A 24,958-nucleotide genomic window follows, 5' to 3' on the forward strand; every position below is an offset into this window, starting at 1 on the left:
AAAAATCATTTACGGCAATTAGGTAAATTTTTCCGTATTTTTGTCGTTCATTTTAATGATTATGTCAGAAGAAAAGTCGCTCAATTTTATTGAACAAATAATCGAAGAAGATTTGAAAAACGGTTTTCCTAAAGCGAAACTTCGTTTTCGTTTTCCGCCTGAACCTAACGGGTATCTTCATGTGGGTCACGCGAGTGCCATTTGTTTAAATTTTAGTTTAGGAATTGATTATCAAGCACCGGTTAATTTACGTTTTGATGATACCAATCCCGCCAAAGAAGAACAAGAATTTGTTGATGCCATCAAACGGGATGTGCAGTGGCTTGGTTTTCAATGGGCTGAAGAACGCTATGCATCTGATTATTTTCAAGAATTATATGATTGGGCAGTCGAATTCATCAAAATGGATAAAGCGTATGTCGATAGCCAATCTTCCGAAGAAATGGCCAAGCAAAAAGGAACGCCCACTCAAGTAGGTACCAATAGCCCATTCAGAAATCGCTCTGTAGTAGAAAACCTTGACCTTTTTGAACGCATGAAAAACGGAGAATTTCCGGAAGGAACTCACGTTTTACGTGCCAAAATAGATATGGCATCTACCAATATGTTGATGCGAGACCCGATCATGTATCGCATTTTACATAAACATCATCACCGTACGGGTAATAAATGGTGTATTTATCCCATGTATGATTGGGCTCACGGAGAGAGTGATTATATCGAAGGCATTTCGCATTCGCTATGTACGCTGGAATTTTTACCACATAGAGAATTATATGATTGGTTTTTAGACCAAATTTATGATAGCTCAAAGGTTCGTCCGAAACAACGAGAATTTGCCAGAAGAAACCTTTCGCATACGGTTGTGAGTAAACGAAAATTACTGCAATTAGTACAAGAAGGTCACGTTTCCGGCTGGGATGATCCTAGAATGAGTACGATTTCCGGTATGCGAAGAAGAGGTTTTACACCGGCTTCTATTCGAAATTTTGCCAAAACCATCGGAATTGCGAAACGAACCAATTTAATCGATGTTTCGCTTTTAGAGTTTTGCGTTCGTGAAGATTTGAACAAAACGGCTCCCCGTGTAATGGCGGTTTTAAATCCGGTAAAGTTGGTTATTACCAATTATCCCGATGGACAAGAAGAGTGGTTAGAGGCAGAAAATAATCCTGAGGAAGAAGTTTTGACCTACCGAAAAGTGCCTTTTTCAAAAGAATTATACATTGAAAGAGAGGATTTTCAAGAAGAAGCCAACAAGAAATTTTTCCGTTTAACCCTGGGAACAGAAGTGCGTTTGAAGAATGCTTACATTATTAAAGGTGAAAATGTTATCAAAGATGCTGACGGAAATATCACTGAAATTCACGCTTCGTATGACGTGGATTCTAAGTCGGGTAGTGGCACTGAAGCCAGTCAACGCAAAGTAAAAGGAACCATTCATTGGGTTTCGATTCCACATGCAGTTGAAGCAGAAGTACGTATTTATGATCGTTTATTCACACACGAAAATCCGGATGGTGATAAAGAAGTTGACTTTAAAAATTACATCAATCCTAATTCATTAGAAGTAATTACTGGATATGTTGAACCAAGTTTAACATCCGCTCAACCGGAAGATAAATTTCAATTTCAACGGTTAGGTTATTTTTGTACCGATAAAGATTCTACTTCAAAAAAATTAGTTTTTAATAAAACAGTTGGCTTAAGAGATACTTGGGCAAAAATTGAAGCCAAAGAATAAGTTTAAACAATAAATAAAAACAATTAAAAGCCACATATCATAGTGGCTTTTCTTATTATTGTAAAAAACTATTGGTTTTAAAAATTAAATAATAAAAAACAATTAAAAATGACTTTTTTAGATAAGTTTTAAGAGAATAGAAAAAAACAGCAATATGTTTTTATGATTTGCTTGACAAAAATGAATTTAAACGCTTCTAATTCGTTTTTGATTATTTTTCGTTCATTTTTACTTTCACAAAACATAAAGATTTTAATTTTTCTGTTTTGCGAGTTTTCTTTATTTTAAATTTCTCAAATTTTTAAAATCAGTGTTCAAAGAAGAAACAGAAAATATAGTTCAAAAAAAAGAGACCCGAAGGTCTCTCCTATTTTATTCTTCTTCTTCGGTTGTCCCGAATTCATCTTTTTTCTTCTTTCCAATCCGCGAATTACTGTTTGCTTTTTTCATCGCTTCACCCACTTGGTTGCTTGCTGTAAAACTCGCTACCATATTGTTTAACATATCACTTCCGGCTTGTGGGGAATTAGGTAATAAAATCAAGTTGGAATTTGTATCGGCACCAATCGCTTGCAATGTATCATAGTGTTGTGTCACTACAATTAAGGCAGAGGCTTCCTGAGAATTAATTCCCACTTTATTCAACACATCAACAGATTCTACTAAACCTCTTGCAATTTCTCTTCTTTGGTCGGCAATACCTTGACCTTGAAGTCTTTTGCTTTCTGCTTCCGCTTTTGCTTTTGCTACAATTCTGATTCTTCCGGCTTCTGCTTCGTATTCAGCAGCGGTTTTTTCACGATCGGCAGCGTTGATTCTATTCATCGCATTTTTTACTTGAATATCCGGGTCAATATCAGTAATCAATGTATTGATGATGTCGTATCCATACGTAGTCATCGCTTCGTTTAATTCGCGTTTAACGGCAATGGCAATGTCATCTTTACGCTCAAAAACATCATCTAATTTTAATTTAGGAACTTCCGCACGCACCACGTCAAAAACATACGAAGTAATCTGATCATGAGGATATTCTAATTTGTAAAATGCTTCATAAACCTTTTCTTGAATCACTTTAAACTGAACCGAAACTTTCATTTTCACGAATACGTTGTCTTTGGTTTTGGTTTCAATAATCACGTCTAATTGTTGAATTCTCAGATTAATTTTCCCTGCAATTCGGTCAATAACCGGGATTTTTAATTGTAAACCGGACTGTCTGATACTGCTAAAACGACCAAATCGTTCAATAACTGCAGCCGTTTGTTGCTTCACTGTGAAAAAGGAAGCTAATAAAAGAAAAACACCTAAAACAATAATAATGTAACCAATCATAAAAAATAGTTTAATGAGTTATACGTAATGATACGAAATTTCTCGTACGTTTGTTACAACTTTACACACATTTTATGAAAAGATATTATTTGACACTCGTTTTATTTAGTATAACAAGCACCGTATTGGCTCAATATGGCAAGGGTGATTACAACCATATTGGAATAAGTTTAGGTATAAACCAAACCAACTTATATACGGATAATTTTAATATTAAACCCGCAATGAATTGGACAGCAGGCTTATCCATGCGTGGAAATTACTACAATAATTTCTCGATGATATATGGTATGAATTTTACTGAAAACAAATTTTCCATTGAAACTTTTTCAGGCTTTTCTCAAAAAGAAGTGGATTTAAAGATGATGGCTGTTCAAGTTCATTTGTTGTTGTGTTATAAAATTGGCGGAGGTCCTGTTTCATTGGATTTTGGTCCGGTTTTACAAGTGAACAGTAAATTAAAATTCAACGATGCTGATGAAAATAATTTTATTGTAGGCAATGAATTACTTCGTGTTCAAGATATTGAAGACATCAACACTTTTAATTTTAATGTTTATGCCGGAATTTCAGGAGGTTTTGAAAATATTCGTTTGAGTTTAAGTTACCAATATGGTGTGACCAATATTTTAAATAATCTCAATCAACAAGATGACGTGGCCGCTCTAGCCGATGGAAAGTTAAAAGGAAATTTAGGAGTTATTGCCGGAAACATTATCTTCTATTTTTAAATTAAAAAGGCTCCTTCAAGGGAGCCTTTTTTTATAAGGATTGAATCGCTTTTTCAATTCTTTTAACGGTTTCTTCCTTTCCAATTAGTTCAATAATATCAAACAAATGTGGCCCTTTTAACGCTCCAACTAAACTCAATCGAAGTGGTTGCATTACTTTCCCCATGCCAATTTCATTGGTTGTCATCCAGTCTTTTACAATCGTTTCAATGTTTAAAGAGGTAAAATCATCTATCGATACTAAAACGTCAATCACTTGTTTCATTAAAACCGGCGTTTCCTCTTTCCAATTTTTGGATGCTTTTTCGTCATACGAAGTCGGTACCACAAAGAAATAATCGGCTAATTCCCAAAAATCTGATACAAAATTTGCTCGTTCTTTGATGGAAGAAACGATTCTTTTCATCAACGACCTGTTTGTCATTTCGACGAAGGAGAAATCTCTTTTCTTTAAGTCAGAAATAAATAATTCCGCTAACGCTTCCTCACTTTGCTTCTGTAAATACTGATGATTAAACCATTTGTTTTTCTCCGGGTCAAATTTAGCTCCGGCTTTGTGCACACGATTCAAATCAAATTTTTCCACTAATTCATCTAATGAAAATAATTCTTGATCGGTTCCGTCATTCCAACCTAATAACGCTAAAAAGTTGATTACTGCTTCCGGAAAATAACCGGTTTCACGATATCCGGATGAAATGCCTTCTTCCGTTTTCCATTCCAACGGGAAAACCGGAAAGCCCATTTTATCGCCATCTCGTTTGGATAATTTTCCGTTGCCAATAGGTTTTAAAATTAATGGTAAATGAGCAAATTCAGGTGCTTCCCAACCAAAAGCTTTGTACAACAAATGATGAAGTGGGAGAGAAGGCAACCATTCTTCGCCACGAATTACGTGCGACGTTTCCATCAAATGGTCATCAACAATGTTGGCCAAATGATACGTTGGCATTCCGTCGCTTTTAAATAAAACTTTGTCATCCAGTAAGTTTGTATCAAATTTGATGTCGCCTCGAATGATGTCTTTCAATTCTAAAACCTCATTCACAGGTGTTTTAAAACGTATCACAAAATCTTCGCCGGCAGCAATTCTTCTGTTCGTTTCTTCGTCAGAAATGACCAATGAAGTATCTAATTTTTCACGATTATGCCAATTATAAATAAAGGTTTTTCCTTGTTCTTCGTGTTGTTTACGATGTTTATCTAAGGCTTCCGGAGTATCAAACGCATAATACGCCCAACCTGATTGGATCAATTGATCGGCGTATTGTTTATACAAATGCTTGCGTTCACTCTGACGATAGGGACCAAATTTTTCGTTTTTTCCAACTGTTTCGGAAGGTGAAATTCCTAACCATTCCAACGCTTCGAATATGTATTGCTCTGCTCCGGGAACAAAGCGATTTTGGTCAGTATCTTCAATACGCAGATAAAAAACACCGTTATTTTTTTTAGCAAATAAATAATTGAATAAAGCGGTTCTTACTCCACCAATGTGCAAAGGTCCGGTTGGACTGGGTGCAAAACGAACACGAACAGGTCTTGACATTTGTAAATAATTTTTTTGCAAAGATAAGATTTAGTTTGCTTTTTCTGTTGAATCAGGATAGAGAGGAATGATTTATTTCATTTCTTCCGGTATTCTTTTGTTCATGATTGAAAACCAAAGAGGCGGAATAAACGACAAAACCATTGAAGTGGGATAGCCGTAAGGTAATTGTGGACTTTCCTCATGACATTCTAAAATTTGATATTCCTTGGTCGATTTATAATGATGGTCACTGTGTCTGGTTAGTTCATATAAAATGATTCTTCCCAAAATATGATTGGAATTCCAAGAATGTTTTTCGGTTACTCGTTCATATCGGCCGGATGGTAATTTTTTTCTTTTTAACCCATAATGTTCAATATAATTGATGGTTTCTAACAAAAGAAAACCGATTATGCCGGCAGAGATTCCAACGATTAAGACTTTTAAACCAAAAAAAGCATATAGGCTTATCAAGTAGGTGATTTGAAGAATAGTAAACCAAAACATGTCATTTTTTGGGGAGAAAAAAGAAGTGTTATTGATTTCATTAATTTTTTTCTGAATTTTCCAGGCTTTCATATATGTTCCACTAACGGCTTGCCACCAAAAAGAGTATAAATTCTGATTGTATTTTGCCGTTGAAGGATCTTCCGGAGTAGAAACATCCAAATGATGTCCGTGATTGTGTTCGATGAAAAAATGGGTATAATGACTTGGAACAAGCAATAATTTTCCTAAAATTCGCTCAAATAATATTTTTCGATGACCCAACTCATGAGCAACATTTATTCCGTTAGAACCCAAAATAATTCCTAAACTGAGCACTATTCCGATTAATTCATACAGTTGTAACGAAGTTGTTTGAACGATTTTAAACGTAAAAAAGAGACTTCCATATACAATTAAGATATTCAGGTACAACAACCAGTCATAGAGTTTATTTTTCAATTTTTTTTCTTTTTCCTCGTCTGAATAATTGGAATGATTAAGCGGTAGAATGTATTCCAGAATAGGAATAAAAATAAACACAAAAACAATTAAAAAATAAGACCAAAAGCCTTGTTGAAAAATACATAAAATTCCAACCAAAGGGATACTGTATGCCCATAAGTATTTCATGATACAAATCGTTTTTCTAAAATTAGAAAATTCTTTTAAAAACTTTTAACTTTTGACTAAAAAATAAAATTGTACTTTTATCGGTTACAAGTAAAAGCCTTATTATTTTGGAAACAAAGTCGCTGATTTATCAAAAGTTAGAAGCATTTATCAAAAAATATTACACCAATGAATTACTCAAAGGAGTTATTTTGTTCGTTGGCTTAGGGTTGTTGTATTTCTTTTTTACCCTTTTTATAGAATATTTTCTTTGGTTAAAACCAACCGGAAGAACCATCCTTTTTTGGACTTTTGTAGGGGTTGAGCTTTACTTATTATCACGTTTTATATTGTTTCCGCTCTTCAAATTATTTAAGCTTCAAAAAGGAATTGACTACAAACAAGCCTCACATATTATTGGAAATCATTTTACGGAAGTGAATGACAAACTCACGAACTTTCTTCAATTAGCGGAAAACAATCAACAATCAGAGCTGCTTTTGGCCTCTATTGAACAAAAAGGAAAAAGTTTGCAACCGATTCCGTTTAATAACGCGATTAATTTCAAGAAGAACACCAAATACCTTCCGTGGGCCATTGTTCCGCTATTATTTTTGAGTTTCTTTATGTTGTCGGGAAATAGCGATATAATTGCCGATAGCATGAATCGAGTAGTACGATACAATGAGAAATTTTCGCCACCGGCACCTTTTTCGTTTGTGGTATTGAATGATAATTTACAAACCGAACAAGGTTCAGATTTTATTTTGCAAGTGAAATCAGAAGGAAAGGTAATTCCTGAAAATGCAATGATATTTATTGGCGAAGAAAGTTATTACATGGAAAGTACCAAACCAGGTGTTTTTGAATATCGTTTTACGAAACCTTCAAAAAACATTACTTTTCATGTGGAATCCAATTCGGTTGCTACACCTGATTTGGAACTTTCAGTAGTGGCTGTTCCAACGATTTCTAATTTTGAAATGGTTTTACAGTTTCCATCGTATTTAAACCGAAAAGCAGAAGTTATCAAAGGATCCGGTAATGCAATTGTTCCTGAAGGAACGAGGGTGAGTTGGAAAATAAATGCTCTTTCTACCTCAAAAATTGAATATTCCGATGGTTCCGGATTTATCAAATTTAATCAAGAATATGAGGTGTTTAAATTGTCTAAAAACATTGTTCAAAATACAGAATATCAACTACTTACTTCTAATGCTAAAATCAAACATTACGAGAAGTTAAACTATCAAATTTCAACGATTAAAGATCAATTTCCTACCATTACAGTCAACAATGCTCCGGATAGTTTGCGAATGGAGAAGAATATTTTAATCGGACAAGTGTCAGATGATATTGGACTTTCTAAGTTGCAAATTGTCTATTATCCAAAAAACAATGAAAAAGCAGCTTTAAAATCATCTATTCCGGTCAAAAAGGATGTGTTTGATCAATTTATCTTCATGTTTCCCGGAAATCTTCCGGTGGAGGAAGGGGTTTCTTATGAATATTATTTTGAAGTCTTTGATAATGACGCAATTCACAATTATAAAAGTTCAAAATCATCTGTTTTCTCAGACCGAATCAGTACGGAAGAAGAACGGGAAGAAGAGCAATTGAAACAACAAAATGACAATATCAATAGTATTCAGAAGTCTTTAAAAAATCAAGATAAGCAGTTATCTGAGCTAGAAAAGCTTCAGAAAATGAGCAAAGAAAAGGAAAGCTTAGAATTTAAAGACAAACAAAAAATAAATGATTTCATCAAACGCCAAAAGCAACAAGAGGAAATGATGAAAGAATTTACTAAGGATTTGAAGAATAATTTGAACGAGTTTAACAAAGATGAAAAAGACGAATTCAAAGAACAGCTTGAAAAACGTGCTGAAAATGCTGAAAAACAATCGGAAGAAAATCAAAAATTACTAGATGAACTTCAAAAACTCTCAGAGAAGATTCAGGATTTAGACATCGAAGAAAAGTTAGATAAAATTAAACAAAATGCGAAAAACCAAACGAAAAACCTCGAGCAATTAGTTGAATTAACTAAAAAGTATTACGTTGAAAAGAAAGCAGAACAGCTCATGAAGAAGCTGGATAAACTAGCTGAAAAACAAGAGAGTTTATCAAAAGAAGAAAAAGAAAACACTTCTGCTAAGCAAGAGGAATTAAACAAAGAGTTTGATAAATTGCAAGAAGAATTTCGTGAATTAGAAAAAGAAAACAAAGAATTAAAAAAGCCTTTAGACATTCCTTCTGACGAAAAGCAAGAAAAAAGCATAGAAGAAGACATGCAAAAAGCCTCTGATGAGTTACTAAAAGACCAAAAAGAAAAAGCTAAACCAAAACAAAAAAGTGCTGCCCAAAAAATGAAACAAATGAGTCAACAAATGGCTCAAAGTATGGCTGGAGGTGATATGGAGCAACTCGAAGAAGATGTCAAAATGATGCGTCAAATACTTGACAATTTATTGGCTTTTTCTTTTTCTCAAGAAGAGTTGATGAAACAATTTAAAGGATTGAAAAAAGGAGCACCTTCTTATAATAAATACCTTAAAATTCAACAAGATTTGAAACAGCAATTCAAACACGTTGATGATAGTTTGTTTGCTATGTCATTACGAAACGAGATGATAACTGAGAAAGTGACGGAAGAAATAGGAAACGTGCATTACAATGTAGATAAAGCTCTAGAATCCTTAGCAGAAGCAATAATTTCCAAAGGTGTTTCCCACCAACAATATACAGTAGCAGCGTCCAATCGATTAGCCGATTTTTTGTCAGACATCATGAATAACATGCAGATGTCAATGCAAGGGATGGGTTCCGGTTCTTCCGGAAAACCTAAACGGGGTCAAGGGAAAGGTGGCGGACAATTACCGGATATCATCCAAAAGCAACAAGGTTTGTCTGAAAAGATGAAAAAAGGCATGGAAAAAGGGGAAAAGCCCAGTGATGGAAAAGACGGGGAGAAAGGGGAAAAACCCGGCGGAAAAGAAGGTAGCAAAGATGGTGATAAAGGCAAAGGTAATCAAAAAGGAAATAAGCCCGGCGAAGGAAGTGGTGGTGGCCAAAGTAATAATGACGGAGAAGAAAATGCACGAGAATTGATGGAAATTTTTCAAGAACAGCGTCGTTTACGTCAACAATTAGAAGATGAATTAAGAAAGAAAGGACTAACTCCCGGCGGACAAAAGGTGTTGGATCAAATGAAAGATGCAGAGAAACAAATTTTGAATAAAGGATTCAAAAACGAAGTGCTTCAACGGATGTTGAACATCAATTATGAAATGTTGAAATTAGAAAAAGCATTGCAACAGCAAGGTGAAGATACCAAACGACAATCAGAAACAAACACAAAAGATTTTAATAATTCAGTGAAACCTCTTTCGCCTGAATTACAACAATATTTGAATAGTGTTGAAATTTTAAATCGACAAAGCTTACCTTTGCGTCCAAATTATAACCAAAAGGTACAGCAATACTTTAAAAAGAATGATTAGTTTTAATTATGAAATCGATTTTGAACTCAGTAGTGAATCCGATTTTACCACTTGGATTCAAAACATAATCGCTTCAGAAAACAAAGAAGAAGGAGATATCAACTATATTTTTTGTGATGATGAATATTTACACAGAATTAATGTTGAGTACCTCAATCACGACACGCTGACTGATATTATTAGCTTCGACTACAGTGAAGGAAATTTTTTACACGGAGATATTTTTATTTCCGTGGAAAGAGTGGCTGAAAACGCAAATGAATTTAATGTTTCTTTTGACAACGAATTGAAAAGAGTGATGGCTCATGGCGTGCTTCATTACTGTGGCTATAAAGACAAAAGCAAAAGTGACGCATTGCTAATGCGTCAAAAAGAAGAAGAAAAAATCATGATGTTCCACGTGGAACATTAAAAAAAAGATAAGCGTGAATTGTTTCACGTGGAACAAATAAAGAAGTATGTTTCAAGACAAGTATGATGTAATTGTGGTTGGGGCTGGGCACGCGGGTTCAGAAGCCGCTGCTGCTGCTGCCAATATGGGTTGTAAAACTTTATTGGTTACCATGAATTTGCAAACCATCGGTCAAATGTCCTGTAATCCTGCAATGGGCGGAATTGCAAAAGGGCAAATTGTTCGTGAGATTGATGCGTTAGGCGGTTATTCGGGAATTGTTTCAGATAAAACGGCTATTCAGTTTAAAATGTTGAATAAATCGAAAGGTCCGGCCATGTGGTCGCCAAGGGTTCAAAGTGACCGAATGCGGTTTGCAGAAGAATGGCGTTTGATGTTGGAAAACACTCCAAACGTTGATTTCTATCAAGAAATGGTGGCCGGATTAATTATTAAAAACAATGTTATTAAAGGGATCAAAACGTCATTAGGAATTGAAATAAAAGCAAAAACTGTAGTGTTAACGAATGGAACTTTTCTTAATGGTTTAATTCATATTGGTGAAAAACAATTCGGAGGAGGAAGAGCAGGGGAAAGTGCTGCTTTCGGGATAACCGAAGATTTAGTTAAACTTGGGTTTGAATCAGGAAGAATGAAAACCGGAACACCTCCCAGAGTGGATGGTCGTTCATTGGATTATACTAAAATGAGAGAAGAAAAAGGAGATGACAAACCACATAAATTCTCTTATTTAGATTCTTCAAAACCCTTGACACATCAAAAATCATGTTGGATGACATATACATCTGGAACTGTTCATGATCTGTTACGCGAAGGGTTTGATCGTTCTCCTATGTTTAATGGACGAATTCAAAGTACAGGACCACGTTATTGTCCTTCCATTGAAGATAAAATCAATCGTTTTGCAGATAAAGACAGACATCAATTGTTCGTTGAGCCGGAAGGTTGGAATACAGTTGAAGTATATGTTAATGGTTTTTCAACCTCTTTACCGGAAGAAGTGCAATATAAAGCCCTCCGTTCTGTAGAAGGTTTTGAAAACGTGAAGTTTTTCCGTCCCGGCTATGCTATCGAATACGATTATTTTCCACCAACGCAATTAAAACACACATTAGAAACTAAATTAGTAGACGGATTGTATTTTGCCGGACAAATCAATGGAACAACCGGTTATGAAGAAGCCGCTTCTCAAGGGTTAATGGCAGGAATTAATGCAGCTCTAAAAGTACAAGAGCGTGAACCTTTTATACTAAAAAGAGATGAAGCTTATATTGGTGTATTGATTGATGATTTAATTACTAAAGGAACAGAAGAACCGTATAGAATGTTTACCTCACGAGCAGAATACAGAACTTTATTGCGTCAGGATAATGCCGATGAACGATTAACACCTAAAGGATTTGAATTAGGATTAGCATCAGAAGATAGATTAATTCGAATGAATCATAAGTTTAATGAAGCTCAAAAAATGGTTGACTTTTTCAGAGAAACCAGTATTTCTCCTGAAGAAGCAAATCCGGTTTTAGAAACAAAGGGAAGCTCTTTAATGGTTCAATCAGACAAAATGTACAAAGTGTTTTCAAGACCACAAATTGATTTAGAAGACATTGTTTTGTTTGATAAAGTAAAAGAATATATATCAGCAAATCAATTAGACGAAGAAACGGTAGAACAAGCGGAAATTCAAGTAAAATATAACGGCTATATTGAAAAAGAGCGGAATAATGCTGATAAATTAAAACGCTTAGAAGACGTAAAAATTCCTGAGAACTTTGATTTTGACAAAATTAAATCATTGTCGTATGAAGCAAGAGAAAAATTTAAAAAAATTCGTCCGGTTACTGTTTCGCAAGCATCACGAATTAGCGGCGTGAATCCAAGTGATATTTCTATTTTATTAATTTATATGGGAAGATAAAAGTTATTCAGTAGGCAGATTAAAGTGTTCAGTTTAATACTAATCATTAATTGTTCCACGTGAAACTATTTTCGAAAACCCAACAAACACTTAGTGTTCCACAACAATGGCACGTTATAATTTAAAATGAATTTTTCAAAAGAACCGTATCTTAAAGTTACAGATTTTTCCGTTTCAGGAGAACAATTTGAATTGTTGATAGACGAAGACCTCCAATTATTAAAAACCTATCCGCCACCAGCAATTTCGGATTTGCCGAATTATTATGAAAGTGATGATTACATCTCGCACACCGATAGTAAGCGTTCTTTGTTTGAAAAAGTATATCATTTTATCAAACGAAAAGCAATTCGTGACAAAGTCAGTTTGATTGATTATTGGAGTGGTGAAAAAGGAAGTGTTTTAGATATTGGTTCCGGTACGGGTGATTTTCTGGCAGAAGCCAAATTACAAAAATGGAAAGCCGTTGGAATGGAGCCCAGTGAAAAAGCAAAGTCACTTGCAAAACGAAAAGGAATTTGCATTATTGATACATATGCGGAATTAGAAGACAATTATTTTGATGTTATAACGATGTGGCATGTTTTAGAACATGTACCCGATTTAGATTTTCAGATTAAAGAATTAAAACGCTTAATAAAACCGGATGGTGTAATTTTTATTGCAGTCCCAAATTATAAATCGTATGACGCAAGACATTACGGAAAATTTTGGGCGGCATATGATGTGCCTAGACATCTTTGGCATTTTTCTAAAACAACCATGCAAAAGCTATTTGCTCAAGAAAATCTAAAGCTTGTAAAAGTTTTACCCATGTGGTTTGATAGTTTTTATGTAAGTTTATTGTCAGAAAAATACAAAACCGGAAAAATGAATCCCTGGAAAGCGTTTTGGATTGGTCTTACATCCAATTTAAAAGGTAAAAAGAGTTTAGAATATTCCTCACACATTTATATCTTTAAAAACAGTTAAATAATCATTTTAAGACCTTTTTTGGGGCTATTTCTTCAATGAACATCTCTTATGTCAATTCAGATCTATTAATTGATTTAATCGATTTTAACACACCAAAACCAAATAAATTTTAGTTATTTACTGTTTAAAAACCATTGTAATTTCTTATACTGACAATATTTTGAAAATGTTTTTCAAATTTGCCAATTAAATAGGAATTACTACTTTTACCAAAATTTTATAAATCAGACAATCATAATGAAAAAATCAATTTTAGTTTTCGGCTTACTTTTGGCCATGGCATCGTGTGAAAAAGCAACCGAGCAAAAAGATTTCAAAACAGCTTATGTAGATACTTCAAAACTTTTAGAGGAGTATACAGAAGCAAAAGATATAGAAGAAAAATATAAATCGAAAGGCGAAGAAATGGGCAAGCAATTGGAAGCTGAAGTCGTTCGATTTCGATCTGAAGCGGCAGCATTTCAAAAAAATGCTCAAACCTATGGTCCACAATGGGCTCAACAAAAAGGAGCTGAACTGCAACAAAAAGAACAAGAATTGTCTTATGCTCAACAGGCTATTTTACGTCAATTGCAAGATGAAAGTGGCAAAGAAATGGATAGCTTGGTGAAAGATGTTAAAAAATTTATTAAAGATTACGGGAAAGAAAAAGGATATAATTATATTTATGGAACGGGCGACGCAGCAACTGTTTTATACGCTAAAGATGAATATGATATCACCAATGAAATCATTAAATTATTGAATGAGAAGTACAAATCATCTTCTTCAGATGACAAAAAAGATGAAAAAGCAGAAACCAAAGTTGATTCTACTAAAAAGTAAGTTTCGATTTACAATTAACTAAACCTCTCTATTCGGGAGGTTTTTTTATTTTGCTTAAATTCAAAAATTGAAAATTCAGAACAAGACTTTCGTCATTAATCAAAAATTTGTACTTTCACACATTTAAACTCAACGCCACATGGAAATTACAAACGATGCACGCCAAGTCTTGCAATTTATCAATCAAACGCAACGCTCTATTTTTCTAACCGGAAAAGCAGGAACAGGAAAAACTACCTTGTTGCGAAAAATCATTCAAACAACTCACAAAAACACAGTAGTGGTAGCTCCAACAGGAATAGCTGCTTTAAACGCAGGCGGTGTTACCATTCACTCCATGTTTCAGCTGCCTTTTGGAGGTTTTATACCTGAATTTATAACCGGTTCAAGCCTATCGCAACACCAAAAATTTGAGACTAAAAACACCTTAGTGAAGCATTTCAAAATGAGCGGACAAAAAAAAGCAGTGATGCTTAATATGGAATTACTCATTATTGACGAAGTCAGCATGCTTAGAGCCGATCTATTGGATGCAATCGATTTTATGTTGCGAAAAGTTCGTCGGAAAGACATTCCTTTTGGTGGAGTGCAAGTACTTTTTATTGGCGATTTATTGCAATTGCCACCCGTTGTTAAAAACGAGGAATGGCAAGTTTTACGCAACTATTACCGAGGGATTTTCTTTTTTAACGCCAAAGTTATTTTGGAAAAACCGCCCTTATACATTGAATTATCAAAGATTTTTCGTCAAACGGATGATCGTTTTATTTCGGTGTTAAATAATCTTCGCAACAACACCATTACACAACAGGATATGATGGTGTTAAATGATTTTGTAAAACCCAATTTCGATATCAAAGCCAATAAAGGTTACATTACACTAACCACGCACAATGCCAAAGCCGATTCGATAAATGCTGAATCGTTAGAAGAATTAGAAGGAAAATGTTACCGATACAAACCTGAAGTAGTAGGGGATTTTCCTGAAAAAATTTATCCGGTCGAAGAAGTTTTACAACTGAAAGTGGGTGCTCAAATTATGTTTATTAAAAACGATTTGTCTCCCGAAAAAAATTATTTTAATGGAAAAATGGGTTTTATTAAATCCTTATCTGAAGCCGAAATTATTGTGCATTTTCCCGAAGAAAATAAAACCATTGAAGTGGAGAAATATGAATGGAAAAACATTCGTTATTCGGTAAACGAAAATACTAAAGAAATTGATGAAGAAACCATGGGAACGTTTGTTCATTATCCGATAAAGTTAGCATGGGCAATCACGGTGCATAAAAGCCAAGGACTAACTTTTGATAAAGCCGTTTTGGATGTTTCGCAAGTATTTCTGCCCGGTCAAGCCTATGTGGCACTTTCGCGTTTGCGTTCGTTGGAAGGTTTAATTTTATTAAAACCGATTCAAATGAACGGCATTTCCAATGATCAAGAAGTGATGCAATATGCTGAAAATAAAGCGGATGAAGAAACCATCGTGACTGCATTACAGAAAGAAACGCAACAGTTTATACTTCATTACATTAAAAACAGTTTCGATTGGGAAGCCATTACACAAGATTGGCGAAACCATCGATTTAGTTATCATACCGATGCTGAAAAATCGGAGAAATCAAAGCAACAAAAATGGGCAGAAACGCAAGAACAAAAAGTGGCTTTATTAGAAGAACCTGCAAAAAAATTTAGACATCAATTAGACAAACTTTTTCACGCCGATGATGTCAATATTCCTTTTATTGCGGAAAGAGTGAAAGCAGCCAAAGATTATTTTCTTCCAAAATGGAATGAAATTATGTTTGATTTACTTTTGAAAATGGAAGAGATCAAACGTAAAAAAAGAGTCAAAGAATTCTACACAGAGTTGAGTGAATTAGAAGAAGGAACTTTAAAAACGATTCTTCAATTATTTAAAGCCGTTAAAATGGTGGAGGTTTTAGCTGAAGGAAAGGAAATAAACAAAGAAAATTTAACTTCCAATGAAATTCAAAATTACAGAAGTATTTTGATTGAAAATGTGGAAGAACATTATAAAACGATCAACAAAGCCTTAATTGATGAGGTGGAAGAATCTGATTTTGACCCACATCATTACACTCTCAAAAAGAAAAAAACAAAAGAACCAAAGAAATCAACGGTTCAAGAAACCTACGAACTTTGGCAACAACACAATTCTATTCAAGACATAGCAAAAATTAGAGTATTAACACCACAAACGATTCAAGGCCATTTAGCGAAGTTGATTGAAGCGAAAACCATTTCTATTGAAGAGGTGTTGCCGGAAGACAAAATAAACGAATTGGCAGCCGCATTTGAAGGCTATAACAAAGAATCATTAAACACTTTAAAAGAACAAGTTGGCGAAAAGTTTACTTGGGGGGAATTAAGGATGTTTAAAGCAAGTTTGTAGGTTTTATCTTTTATTATGAAACAGCCTAATTCAACCAATACACCGCCAGAACTGCCGGAATAAAGTAAATGACAATCGTTCTGGCACCGTCATAATCTTTGGCTAAACGTTGTCCGAAAAGTAAAAAAAGCAACGTTACACAACTCATGATAGCGGCATAAAAACCATATTCTCGGTTGCCGTTATACAACAATTGAATCATGCCGGCAATGGCTAAAATTACGGTGACTAATTCTAAAAGCAATACAAAAGCCAAGGCTTGTGCAACCATATTTTTGATAATCGTTTTAGAAAAATGTTCTTTTAACCAAGCTAAATTGTCTTTCCAATAAAACAATTTATCATAACCGGATTGCAAAAAAGTAACAGTCAAAAGAAGCAAAATCAGAAAAGAAGCAGGATTGTTCATGCGTTTATTTTTTATGAATTAAACGGGTTAATTTAATTGATAAATCGGTTAAAATAATCTTCGCATTGCCATTGCGTTCAATGTGATACATGGCATCGTTAAGCTCTTGATAAATTGACAGGATATTATTTCCATTGACAAAAGGTGCAAAATTTTCGAGTTTAAATTTTTCAACTTTTGGTTCCAAATAAACCAATGAAGTGGCTTGATAATTCAACAATAATGCTTGACGGAACATTTCAATACAAAATGATAAAAATTTCTTTTGTGTTTCACGACCTAGTTTGGCAATTTCCTCACTCCAAGCAATCAATTCTTGAATAGCAGCAGCGTTTCCTTTGGCTTTAAAGGCAGCACGAACCCAAAGCACAAACCATTGTTCAAAAGGTAAATCTTCGTTATCGTCGCTCAATAATTTCAACGCTTTGTTGTAATTTCCTTGTGCTTGATGAGCAATTTTTGCAGCTACTTTCGGGTCAAGTTGTTGCCTTTCAATCAAAGCTTCGGCAATTATATTTTCAGGTAAACCATTAAAATCCAACACCTGACAACGAGAACGAATGGTTTGAATCAAATCTTCTTCTTTTTCAGTAATCAAGATAAAAACAGTTTTGTCGGTGGGTTCTTCTAATATTTTTAAAAGTTTATTGGAAGCGGCGATGTTCATTTTATCAGCCATCCAAATAATCATCACTTTATAGCCCCCTTCATAGGCTTTCAGTGAAAGTGTTTTCACAATTTCTTGAGCATCATCCACACGAATTTCTCCTTGTTTGTTTTCAACACCCAAAATTTTAAACCAATCAAACAAACCACCGTAACAGTTTTCATTTAAAAAACTTCGCCAATCTTGAATAAAATCAATGCTTTTGGGTTTCGATTTTACATCTTCAGTAGTTACCGTTGGATAAATAAAATGTAAATCCGGATGAGCAAAATGTTGAAATTTGAGGTTGCAAGCATCGTTTCCACCGGTATTTTCATTTCCGGTATTATAGCAAAGAAGGTATTGTGCATAAGCAATAGCCATAGCCAATGTTCCGGAACCTTCTGGCCCAACAAAAAGTTGTGCATGCGGAATACGACCCAGTTGTACACTTCGGGTTAAATGATTTTTGATATGCTCTTGGCCTAATATTTGTCTGAATTGCATAAAGCAAATATAATTGATTTTTTGCCTCTGATTCGCTTTGTTTTTGAGTAATTTATAATTGAATTTTTATAAGATCAAGTTAAAATACTTTGTTTGTATGAAAAAAGAAACCATTTTTAACACTTTAATCGATAAAAAATGCGTTTTGTCGTGAGTCTTTAGTACCTTTGAGCCCAAATTAGTTGTCCCAAATCTAAATTGCTCCATGCAAAATGAGTAAGCTTATGAATCGAAAAAGATGTAAAAATTTATTTTTATTACTTTTTATGTCTGTCAGTTGGTGCCATGCTCAAATGGCTATTCCTTTTAAAGAGCGATACAAAGTGAATGTAAAAGGCGACATGGCTATTATAGCCAATTCTATCTTAAACCGAATTGATAAAAAAAATTCGCCAAACGATCCGTATAACGACCAAAGTATTGATGCCATTACCAACGACGAAATCGATATGGAATACATTGATATTGACGACGATAATCAAACTTTTTCATCCAGTAGTGCCGCATTATTTCAAAAAGAAGAAGCCTCCAAAAAAATAATTTATGCCGGAATATATTGGTCTGCCACTTACAAATACGAAAGCGGATATAAAAAAGGAGAAGACAAGTTTGTTGCTTTTGACAAAACTAGAGAGTCTTTTGAAGAGATATTGGTAAAATTTCCTGATCAAAAAGAGTACAAAACAATCAAAGGTGAAATTATTTTTGATGGATTAAAAAATAAAAAGTTTAAAGATGCCGCCCCCTATGCAGTATATGCAGATATTACCCAGCAAGTTCAAGAACTTGGAAACCCTTTCGGATTTTATACAGTTGCAAATGTAAGAGCCACTCAAGGTACGCTTATAGGTGGTTCTGCTGCAGGTTGGACCATGATTTTTGTGTTTGAAGACTTATCCATGAGTGAAAAGTTTATTGTTTCAAATGATGGATTCGCTGGGGCTTCAAGTGAAAGTGTAAATGTTGTTTTCAAAGGATTTAAAACCTTGCCCGAAGGAAATGTTCATGTAAAATTGGCCGGTGCAGCCTTAGAGGGTGATTTTAAAGTGGATGGCGATTTGTTTATGTTTGGTTCAACCAAAAATAAAGATTTTACTAACGTTAAAACCATTACAAGACGTTACAGTAATTTTTTTGACAGTTCAATCACCATTGAAGACGAACAATTTAGGTACCGGATTCCCGACAGTAAAAACACCTTGGGTTATGATTCGTTTTTAACCACTTTATCAAATTATAACAATCGTTTTGTCGGAAATAATTTAGATGAAGCGACGGTTCGATTTAAGTCATCCGGTGATGTGTTTTATCTTTTTTTTAGTGCAATGGCTATCGAAACTAAACCCTTAAAAGAAGCTCAAGAGGATAATACTAAATTAGTTTACCAAGATGATAAATTCAAAATAGTAGATAAATCTACGAACAAGGAAGTTGTTCAAAACCAACCTTTACAAGGTTCAGACGATACTTTATTGGCACTAAAGGCAAAAGAGGCTTTTGTCAAAGAAACTTTAGAAAACCCAAAAGAGATTGTTGAGAAAACTCAAAATAAATCTGTAGAAAAAGAAATACAACAAGACTCAAAACCGATTGGAGACTCAAAACCTGAAACTAAAAAAGAAATTGCAGTCAAACCCATAGATACAACCCCAAAAAAAGAAACCGTTGTTAAAAAAGAGGAGCCTAAAACATCAATAAAAAATGAAGTTTCTACTCAAACTCAATCAGCTGAACCACAACCCAAACCCGTTCTGGCTGTTTCTGATACACTAAAAACCGCAACTCCAAAAGAAAATGAAGAGTTGGAAATAGAAGTATTAAACGACATCGATTCTCCCAAAGGTTATTATTTAGTGGTCAATGTTTTTAATGAAAGAGTGAATGCTGCCCGGTTTATGAAAAGTTTGCGTGACAATGGACTCGACCCTAATTATTTTACAAATCCGGCAAACAATTATATGTATGTATACCTCGATTATGTCTCAACCAAACAAGAAGCCGAAAAACTTATCGAAAATAAATTAAATAATTCATACACCGAAGAAATGTGGATTTTGATAGTAAACATGAATAAATAATCGAAACATGATTATTATCAAACCATTTTAAATTCTAAAATTTTATATTTGTCTTTAAAATTAAACAACAAAACAAAAAATCATGAAAACGTTATTCGACTTCAATTTTAAGAATAAAAAAGCTTTAATCCGAGTAGATTTTAATGTTCCCTTGGATGAAAATTTCAATGTAACGGATGTCAATAGAATTGAAGGAGCAAAACCAACCATTGATAAAATTTTGGCCGATGGCGGAAGCGTGATTTTAATGTCACACCTAGGAAGACCTAAAGGGGTAGAAGAAAAATATTCACTTAAACATATCGTTACCAAAACAGAAGAAGTGCTGGGGGTTCCTGTAAAGTTTGCTACTGATTGCATCGGAAGTATTGCCGAAAAAGCCGCTGCCGATTTAAAACCGGGAGAAGTTTTATTATTAGAAAACCTTCGTTTTTACAAAGAGGAAGAAGCAGGTGATGTGGAATTTTCAAAAAAATTAGCTTCTTTAGGCGATATTTATGTAAATGACGCCTTTGGTACAGCCCACAGAGCACATGCTTCTACAACCATTATTGCTCAGTTTTTTCCGAACGATAAATGTTTCGGAACTTTGTTGGCAAAAGAAATTGAAAGTCTGAATAAGGTTTTAAAAGACAGTGAAAGACCGGTAACAGCCATTTTGGGTGGTTCAAAAGTGTCCTCCAAAATTACCGTAATTGAAAATATATTAGACAAAGTTGACCATATGATTATTGGTGGCGGAATGACATTTACTTTTGTGAAAGCCTTAGGTGGAAACGTTGGTGATTCGATTTGTGAAGAGGATAAAATGCAATTGGCATTGGATATTTTACATTTAGCAAAAGAAAAAAATGTACACATCCACATTCCGGTTGATGTAGTGGCTGCCGATGCTTTTTCAAACGATGCCAAAACGCAGATTGTTGATGTTCGTGAGATTCCGAATGGATGGCAAGGTCTTGATGCTGGACCAAAATCTTTGGAAAACTTTAAAGAAGTTATTATGAATTCAAAAACGATTTTATGGAATGGTCCTATAGGTGTTTTTGAAATGGAAACTTTTGCAAAAGGCACAATCACATTAGGAAATTATATTGCAGAAGCAACTGCAAACGGTGCTTTTTCACTTGTTGGCGGTGGAGATTCGGTAGCAGCCGTAAAACAATTCGGTTTAGAACCAAAAATGAGTTATGTGTCAACCGGAGGAGGAGCAATGTTGGAAATGCTTGAAGGAAGAACCTTACCGGGCATCGCCGCAATTTTGGATTAAAAATAATTTTTAACAATAAAAAAACAATTTCTGTCGTTTTACTTAATTATGTTTGTAAAACATAACCAATTGACAAATAAAATATTAACCTGAAAGAATGAATTTACGAAATACCACACTTCTCGTTGTTCTGTTTTCTGCCTGCGTTACTTATGCTCAAGACTCAACGCTTGTAGACGTAAATACAGCTGCAGAACCAAAGTTATCCTATTTAGACTCCATTAAATCAACTTTTCAAAAACACGAAATTGCAGCTTGTGTGGATGAACGCTGGATGAATGAATTAAGCAATCAGGATTTGTACAGCGAAATGATTGCGGATATCGAAAACACCAACCTAGACGAGAAAGTGGAGTATGATTTATCAACTGAATTATTGAAAGAACGATTAAAAGCGTTAGATGCAAAATCTGCTTTTCATATTGAATACAATCCCGGTTTAGAGAATATTATCAAACATTATCTCAAAAACAGAAAAAGATCGTATGAGCGTTTGATGGCTTTGTCACAATATTATTTCCCCATTTTTGAAGAAGCTTTAGCAAAATACAATGTACCGTTAGAAATTAAATACTTAGCAGTCGTAGAATCAGCCTTAAACCCAAGAGCGGTATCCAGGGCAGGAGCAACCGGATTATGGCAGTTTATGTACGGAACCGGAAAACAATATAATCTTGATATTACAACTTTTACAGACGAACGAAGTGATTTATTGAAAGCTACGGATGCGGCTTGCCAATACATGGTAAATATGTATAAAATCTTTGGCGATTGGGATTTAGTTCTGGCATCCTATAATGCAGGTCCCGGTAATGTTTCTAAAGCAATTCGTCGTTCCGGCGGAAAACAAAACTACTGGAATATCAGACCTTACTTGCCTAAAGAAACCCAAGGTTATGTTCCTGCTTTTTTAGCTACAATGTACGTGTTTGAATACCACAAAGAGCATGGAATTGTTCCGCAAAAACCAATCGTAAATCATTTTGCTACCGATACCATTATGGTGAAAAACAAAATGTCTTTCAAACAAATTTCTGATTTGTTAGATATTTCGATGGAACAATTACAGTTTTTAAACCCAATGTATAAGCGGGATTTTATACCCTATCAAACAGACAAAAATCATTTTCTTCGTTTGCCATTGGATAAAGTAGCCGTTTTTACTTCGAATGAAAATAAAATTTATGCCTATTGTGACTATGAATTTAACCAACGTGAAAAACCATTTTCTTCGCAAGAAATGTTAGCCACTTCAGATGTTTCAATTGTGACGAAAACCAAATACCACAAAGTAAGAAGAGGTGAATCTTTAGGCTTGATAGCTAAGAAAAATGGTGTAACAGTTACAGAATTAAAACGATGGAATGGATTGCGGTCTAATACTATTGCGGCCGGAAAAAATCTTAAAATACTTAAAGAAGAAAAAGTAGCCGTTACTCCTAAGAAAGTGATTGAGAACCCTGTTGCAAAAGCGGTGGTTTCTAACGACACTGTCAAAGTAAAAAATGACAAACCTCTTGAAGCGGTTAATTATCATATTGTAGAAAAAGGAGAAAGTTTGTTCAGTATTGCACAAAAATACGAGATAACAAATGATGAGTTGAAAGAATGGAATGAATTAGAAGACGAAAATATTCTAATCGGTTCAAAATTAATTGTACGTCCTCTTGAAAAACAAATGACAGAAAATCACATTGTTCAAAGTGGTGAAAATCTAAATACAATTGCAAAAAAATACAATGTAACGATTGATGAATTGAAAGAATGGAATGAACTTGAAGACAACAACATCAAATTAGGAACAACTTTAAAAATTATGCTTCCGGCCGATGAAGAAGTTGTTGTGGCAGAAGTAAAGACAAAGAAACCTGAAAAACAGTCACCCTATAAATCAGAAAAAATTTACATTGTACAAAAAGGTGATTCTCTTTTCAGTATTTCTCAAAAAATTAAAGGTGTAACTGTGTCCGATTTAAAAAAATGGAACGGTATTAGCGGTAAAACTATTAAACCGGGAATGAAACTTAAGATCAGCGGATAAAAAGTTCTTTCCATAATTAAACACCAGCATGAAAAGAGTTGTTATTTTACTGTTTGTAGCCTCGTTTTTTATTTCTTGCAAAGAGGAAAATAGAGAAGATATACTTAAAGAATCTTCCGGAAAAATTAATCATTTGTCGGTTATTATTGAAAACCAACTTTGGAATGGTGAAGTAGGAGACAGCATCAGAAACATTTACGCTGCTCCGGTTGATGGTTTACCGCAAGAAGAACCGTTGTTTACCATTAAACAATATGCTCCCAATTTGTTTGAAGGCTTCATGACCAACAGTCGCAACATTCTAGTGGTTTTGAAAAAAGAGGAGAACAATTTTGAATTAGTTGAAAACGAGTTTGCTAAACCACAAAATGTAGCCCACATTACCGGCAGTTCTGTTGCAGAAATAGTTGGGTTGTTAGAAAAACATTCACCGGAAATCATCACTAAATTTAAACAAACCGATATAAAAGAAAATCAACGAAGAATAGCCAAATCGTTGTTGGATGACAGTAAAATCAGAAAGCATTTTAAAGCCAGTTTGAAGCTACCAACTGCTTACAAATATATTATTGAAGAAGATAAATTCTTCTGGATTCGGAAAGAACTTCCTTCCGGCAATGCCAGTGTGTTGATTTATGAAGTGCCTTTAAACACAATTCAAAAAGACACTAACACGGTTGCCAACATCATTCAAATGCGTGATTCCATCGGACAAAAACACATTGAAGGGACACTTCCCAATACTTACATGATAACGCAAGCAGCCTATTCCCCCTATTTTTTTAACATTATGATGGATGGTAAAAAAACCTATGAAACAAAAGGCACTTGGGAATTGAAAAACGACTACATGGCAGGTCCGTTTATTAATTACGCTATTCGAGATGAAAAAAACAAGCGTTATTTGGTAATTGAAGGTTTTTGCTATAATCCCTCGATGGCGAAACGAGACATTATGCACGAATTAGAGTCGATTCTTAAATCAGTGAAGATTTTATAAGTTTTCTTTTAAAGATTTTATCGTCAACTTTTCATTAAATTCGCAGGAATTAACTTGTGAAACTGTTTTTAATGAAATTAATATTCAAAATAAAGCGATTTAACGAACTATCTCTAATCGAACTTTACAATGTGCTTCAATTACGCAGCGAAGTGTTTGTAGTGGAGCAAAATTGCGTTTACCAAGACATTGACGGCAAAGACGAGAAAGCACTTCATCTCATCGGAACTTATAAAAACGAAATCGTAGCGTACGTCCGCATTTTTAAACCCGGGGATTATTTTGACGAAGCTTCCATCGGCAGAGTAGTAGTCAAACAAATCTATCGCGACAGAAAGTGGGGCTACGATTTGATGCAAGAAGCCATTTCGGCAACCAAATCAGAATTAAACGAAACCAACATCACGATTTCTGCTCAATTATACCTTCAAAAATTCTATGAAAAGTTAGGGTTTGTGAAAACCAGTGAAGTGTATTTGGAAGATGATATTGAGCATATTCAGATGAAACGAAAATAAG

General features: G+C 34.4%; 18 protein-coding genes. 13 read left to right on the forward strand and 5 right to left on the reverse strand.

The features are described from left to right. The first annotated feature begins 58 nt into the window (after positions 1 to 58). Positions 59 to 1,744 (forward strand): glutamine--tRNA ligase/YqeY domain fusion protein, encoded by a 1,686-nt coding sequence (locus EQG68_RS05335; RefSeq protein ID WP_129463798.1) that lies wholly within the window; start codon positions 59 to 61, stop codon positions 1,742 to 1,744. Positions 1,745 to 2,116: 372 nt separating this feature from the next. On the opposite strand, the gene EQG68_RS05340 is transcribed toward EQG68_RS05335, so the two are convergent. Then, positions 2,117 to 3,079, reverse strand: coding sequence for an SPFH domain-containing protein (locus EQG68_RS05340; RefSeq protein ID WP_129463749.1), 963 nt, complete (start codon positions 3,077 to 3,079; stop codon positions 2,117 to 2,119). A 74-nt stretch (positions 3,080 to 3,153) separates the two neighbouring features. On the opposite strand from EQG68_RS05340, the gene EQG68_RS05345 reads away from it, so the two are divergent. After that, positions 3,154 to 3,810: a PorT family protein gene (locus EQG68_RS05345; protein WP_129463750.1), complete on the forward strand. Its 657-nt coding sequence runs from the start codon at positions 3,154 to 3,156 to the stop codon at positions 3,808 to 3,810. 31 nt (positions 3,811 to 3,841) lie between these two features. Here EQG68_RS05345 and gltX read toward each other — a convergent pair whose 3' ends face one another. Both gltX and EQG68_RS05355 read right to left on the reverse strand, forming a co-directional pair. Next, entirely contained in the window at positions 3,842 to 5,359 is a 1,518-nt protein-coding gene (gene gltX / locus EQG68_RS05350) for a glutamate--tRNA ligase (protein ID WP_129463751.1), read from the reverse strand. Positions 5,360 to 5,431: 72 nt separating this feature from the next. Further along, positions 5,432 to 6,460 (reverse strand): alkane 1-monooxygenase, encoded by a 1,029-nt coding sequence (locus tag EQG68_RS05355; protein WP_317125511.1) that lies wholly within the window; start codon positions 6,458 to 6,460, stop codon positions 5,432 to 5,434. 107 nt (positions 6,461 to 6,567) lie between these two features. Here EQG68_RS05355 and EQG68_RS05360 point away from each other — a divergent pair, with 107 nt between their 5' ends. The 6 genes from EQG68_RS05360 (at position 6,568) to EQG68_RS05385 (ending at position 16,488) form a co-directional block, all read left to right on the forward strand. Continuing rightward, entirely contained in the window at positions 6,568 to 9,942 is a 3,375-nt protein-coding gene (locus tag EQG68_RS05360; RefSeq protein ID WP_129463753.1) for a hypothetical protein, read from the forward strand. Continuing rightward, entirely contained in the window at positions 9,935 to 10,354 is a 420-nt protein-coding gene (gene ybeY, locus EQG68_RS05365; RefSeq protein ID WP_129463754.1) for an rRNA maturation RNase YbeY, read from the forward strand. Before EQG68_RS05360 ends, ybeY begins: the two co-directional genes overlap by 8 nt. 46 nt (positions 10,355 to 10,400) lie before the next feature. Next, the gene (gene mnmG, locus EQG68_RS05370; protein ID WP_129463755.1) at positions 10,401 to 12,272 is read left to right on the forward strand and encodes a tRNA uridine-5-carboxymethylaminomethyl(34) synthesis enzyme MnmG; all 1,872 of its coding nucleotides are present in this window, start codon (positions 10,401 to 10,403) and stop codon (positions 12,270 to 12,272) included. Positions 12,273 to 12,398: 126 nt separating this feature from the next. Next, a complete protein-coding gene (locus EQG68_RS05375; protein WP_129463756.1) occupies positions 12,399 to 13,244 on the forward strand; it encodes a class I SAM-dependent methyltransferase in 846 nt (281 codons plus the stop codon). A 240-nt stretch (positions 13,245 to 13,484) separates the two neighbouring features. Continuing rightward, positions 13,485 to 14,072 carry an OmpH family outer membrane protein gene (locus EQG68_RS05380; protein ID WP_129463757.1) on the forward strand — a complete coding sequence of 196 codons (588 nt, stop codon included), beginning with the start codon at positions 13,485 to 13,487 and terminating at the stop codon, positions 14,070 to 14,072. A gap of 139 nt (positions 14,073 to 14,211) precedes the next feature. Continuing rightward, complete coding sequence (locus EQG68_RS05385; protein WP_129463758.1) at positions 14,212 to 16,488, forward strand: helix-turn-helix domain-containing protein; 2,277 nt, start codon at positions 14,212 to 14,214, stop codon at positions 16,486 to 16,488. Between the two features lie 25 nt (positions 16,489 to 16,513). On the opposite strand, the gene EQG68_RS05390 is transcribed toward EQG68_RS05385, so the two are convergent. Together EQG68_RS05390 and EQG68_RS05395 are read right to left on the reverse strand one after the other, a co-directional pair. Further along, entirely contained in the window at positions 16,514 to 16,897 is a 384-nt protein-coding gene (locus tag EQG68_RS05390; RefSeq protein WP_129463759.1) for a DoxX family protein, read from the reverse strand. 4 nt (positions 16,898 to 16,901) lie between these two features. Continuing rightward, positions 16,902 to 18,050, reverse strand: coding sequence for a DNA polymerase III subunit (locus EQG68_RS05395; protein WP_129463760.1), 1,149 nt, complete (start codon positions 18,048 to 18,050; stop codon positions 16,902 to 16,904). A gap of 224 nt (positions 18,051 to 18,274) precedes the next feature. Between EQG68_RS05395 and EQG68_RS05400 the strand changes: the two genes are divergently transcribed. The 5 genes from EQG68_RS05400 (at position 18,275) to EQG68_RS05420 (ending at position 24,957) form a co-directional block, all read left to right on the forward strand. After that, entirely contained in the window at positions 18,275 to 20,128 is a 1,854-nt protein-coding gene (locus tag EQG68_RS05400) for an SPOR domain-containing protein (protein WP_129463761.1), read from the forward strand. Positions 20,129 to 20,210: 82 nt separating this feature from the next. After that, on the forward strand, positions 20,211 to 21,398 hold the full coding sequence (locus EQG68_RS05405; RefSeq protein ID WP_129463762.1) for a phosphoglycerate kinase: 1,188 nt from the start codon (positions 20,211 to 20,213) through the stop codon (positions 21,396 to 21,398). Between the two features lie 97 nt (positions 21,399 to 21,495). Then, positions 21,496 to 23,439, forward strand: coding sequence for a LysM peptidoglycan-binding domain-containing protein (locus EQG68_RS05410; protein WP_129463763.1), 1,944 nt, complete (start codon positions 21,496 to 21,498; stop codon positions 23,437 to 23,439). 28 nt (positions 23,440 to 23,467) lie between these two features. Beyond that, complete coding sequence (locus EQG68_RS05415) at positions 23,468 to 24,439, forward strand: DUF4837 family protein (protein ID WP_129463764.1); 972 nt, start codon at positions 23,468 to 23,470, stop codon at positions 24,437 to 24,439. Between the two features lie 71 nt (positions 24,440 to 24,510). Beyond that, positions 24,511 to 24,957, forward strand: a complete 447-nt coding sequence (locus tag EQG68_RS05420; RefSeq protein ID WP_129463765.1) for a GNAT family N-acetyltransferase — start codon at positions 24,511 to 24,513, stop codon at positions 24,955 to 24,957. The last annotated feature ends 1 nt before the right edge of the window (position 24,958 follow it).

The sequence above is a fragment of the Flavobacterium piscinae genome, assembly GCF_004122145.1.
GTDB classification, from domain to species: Bacteria; Bacteroidota; Bacteroidia; order Flavobacteriales; family Flavobacteriaceae; genus Flavobacterium; species Flavobacterium piscinae.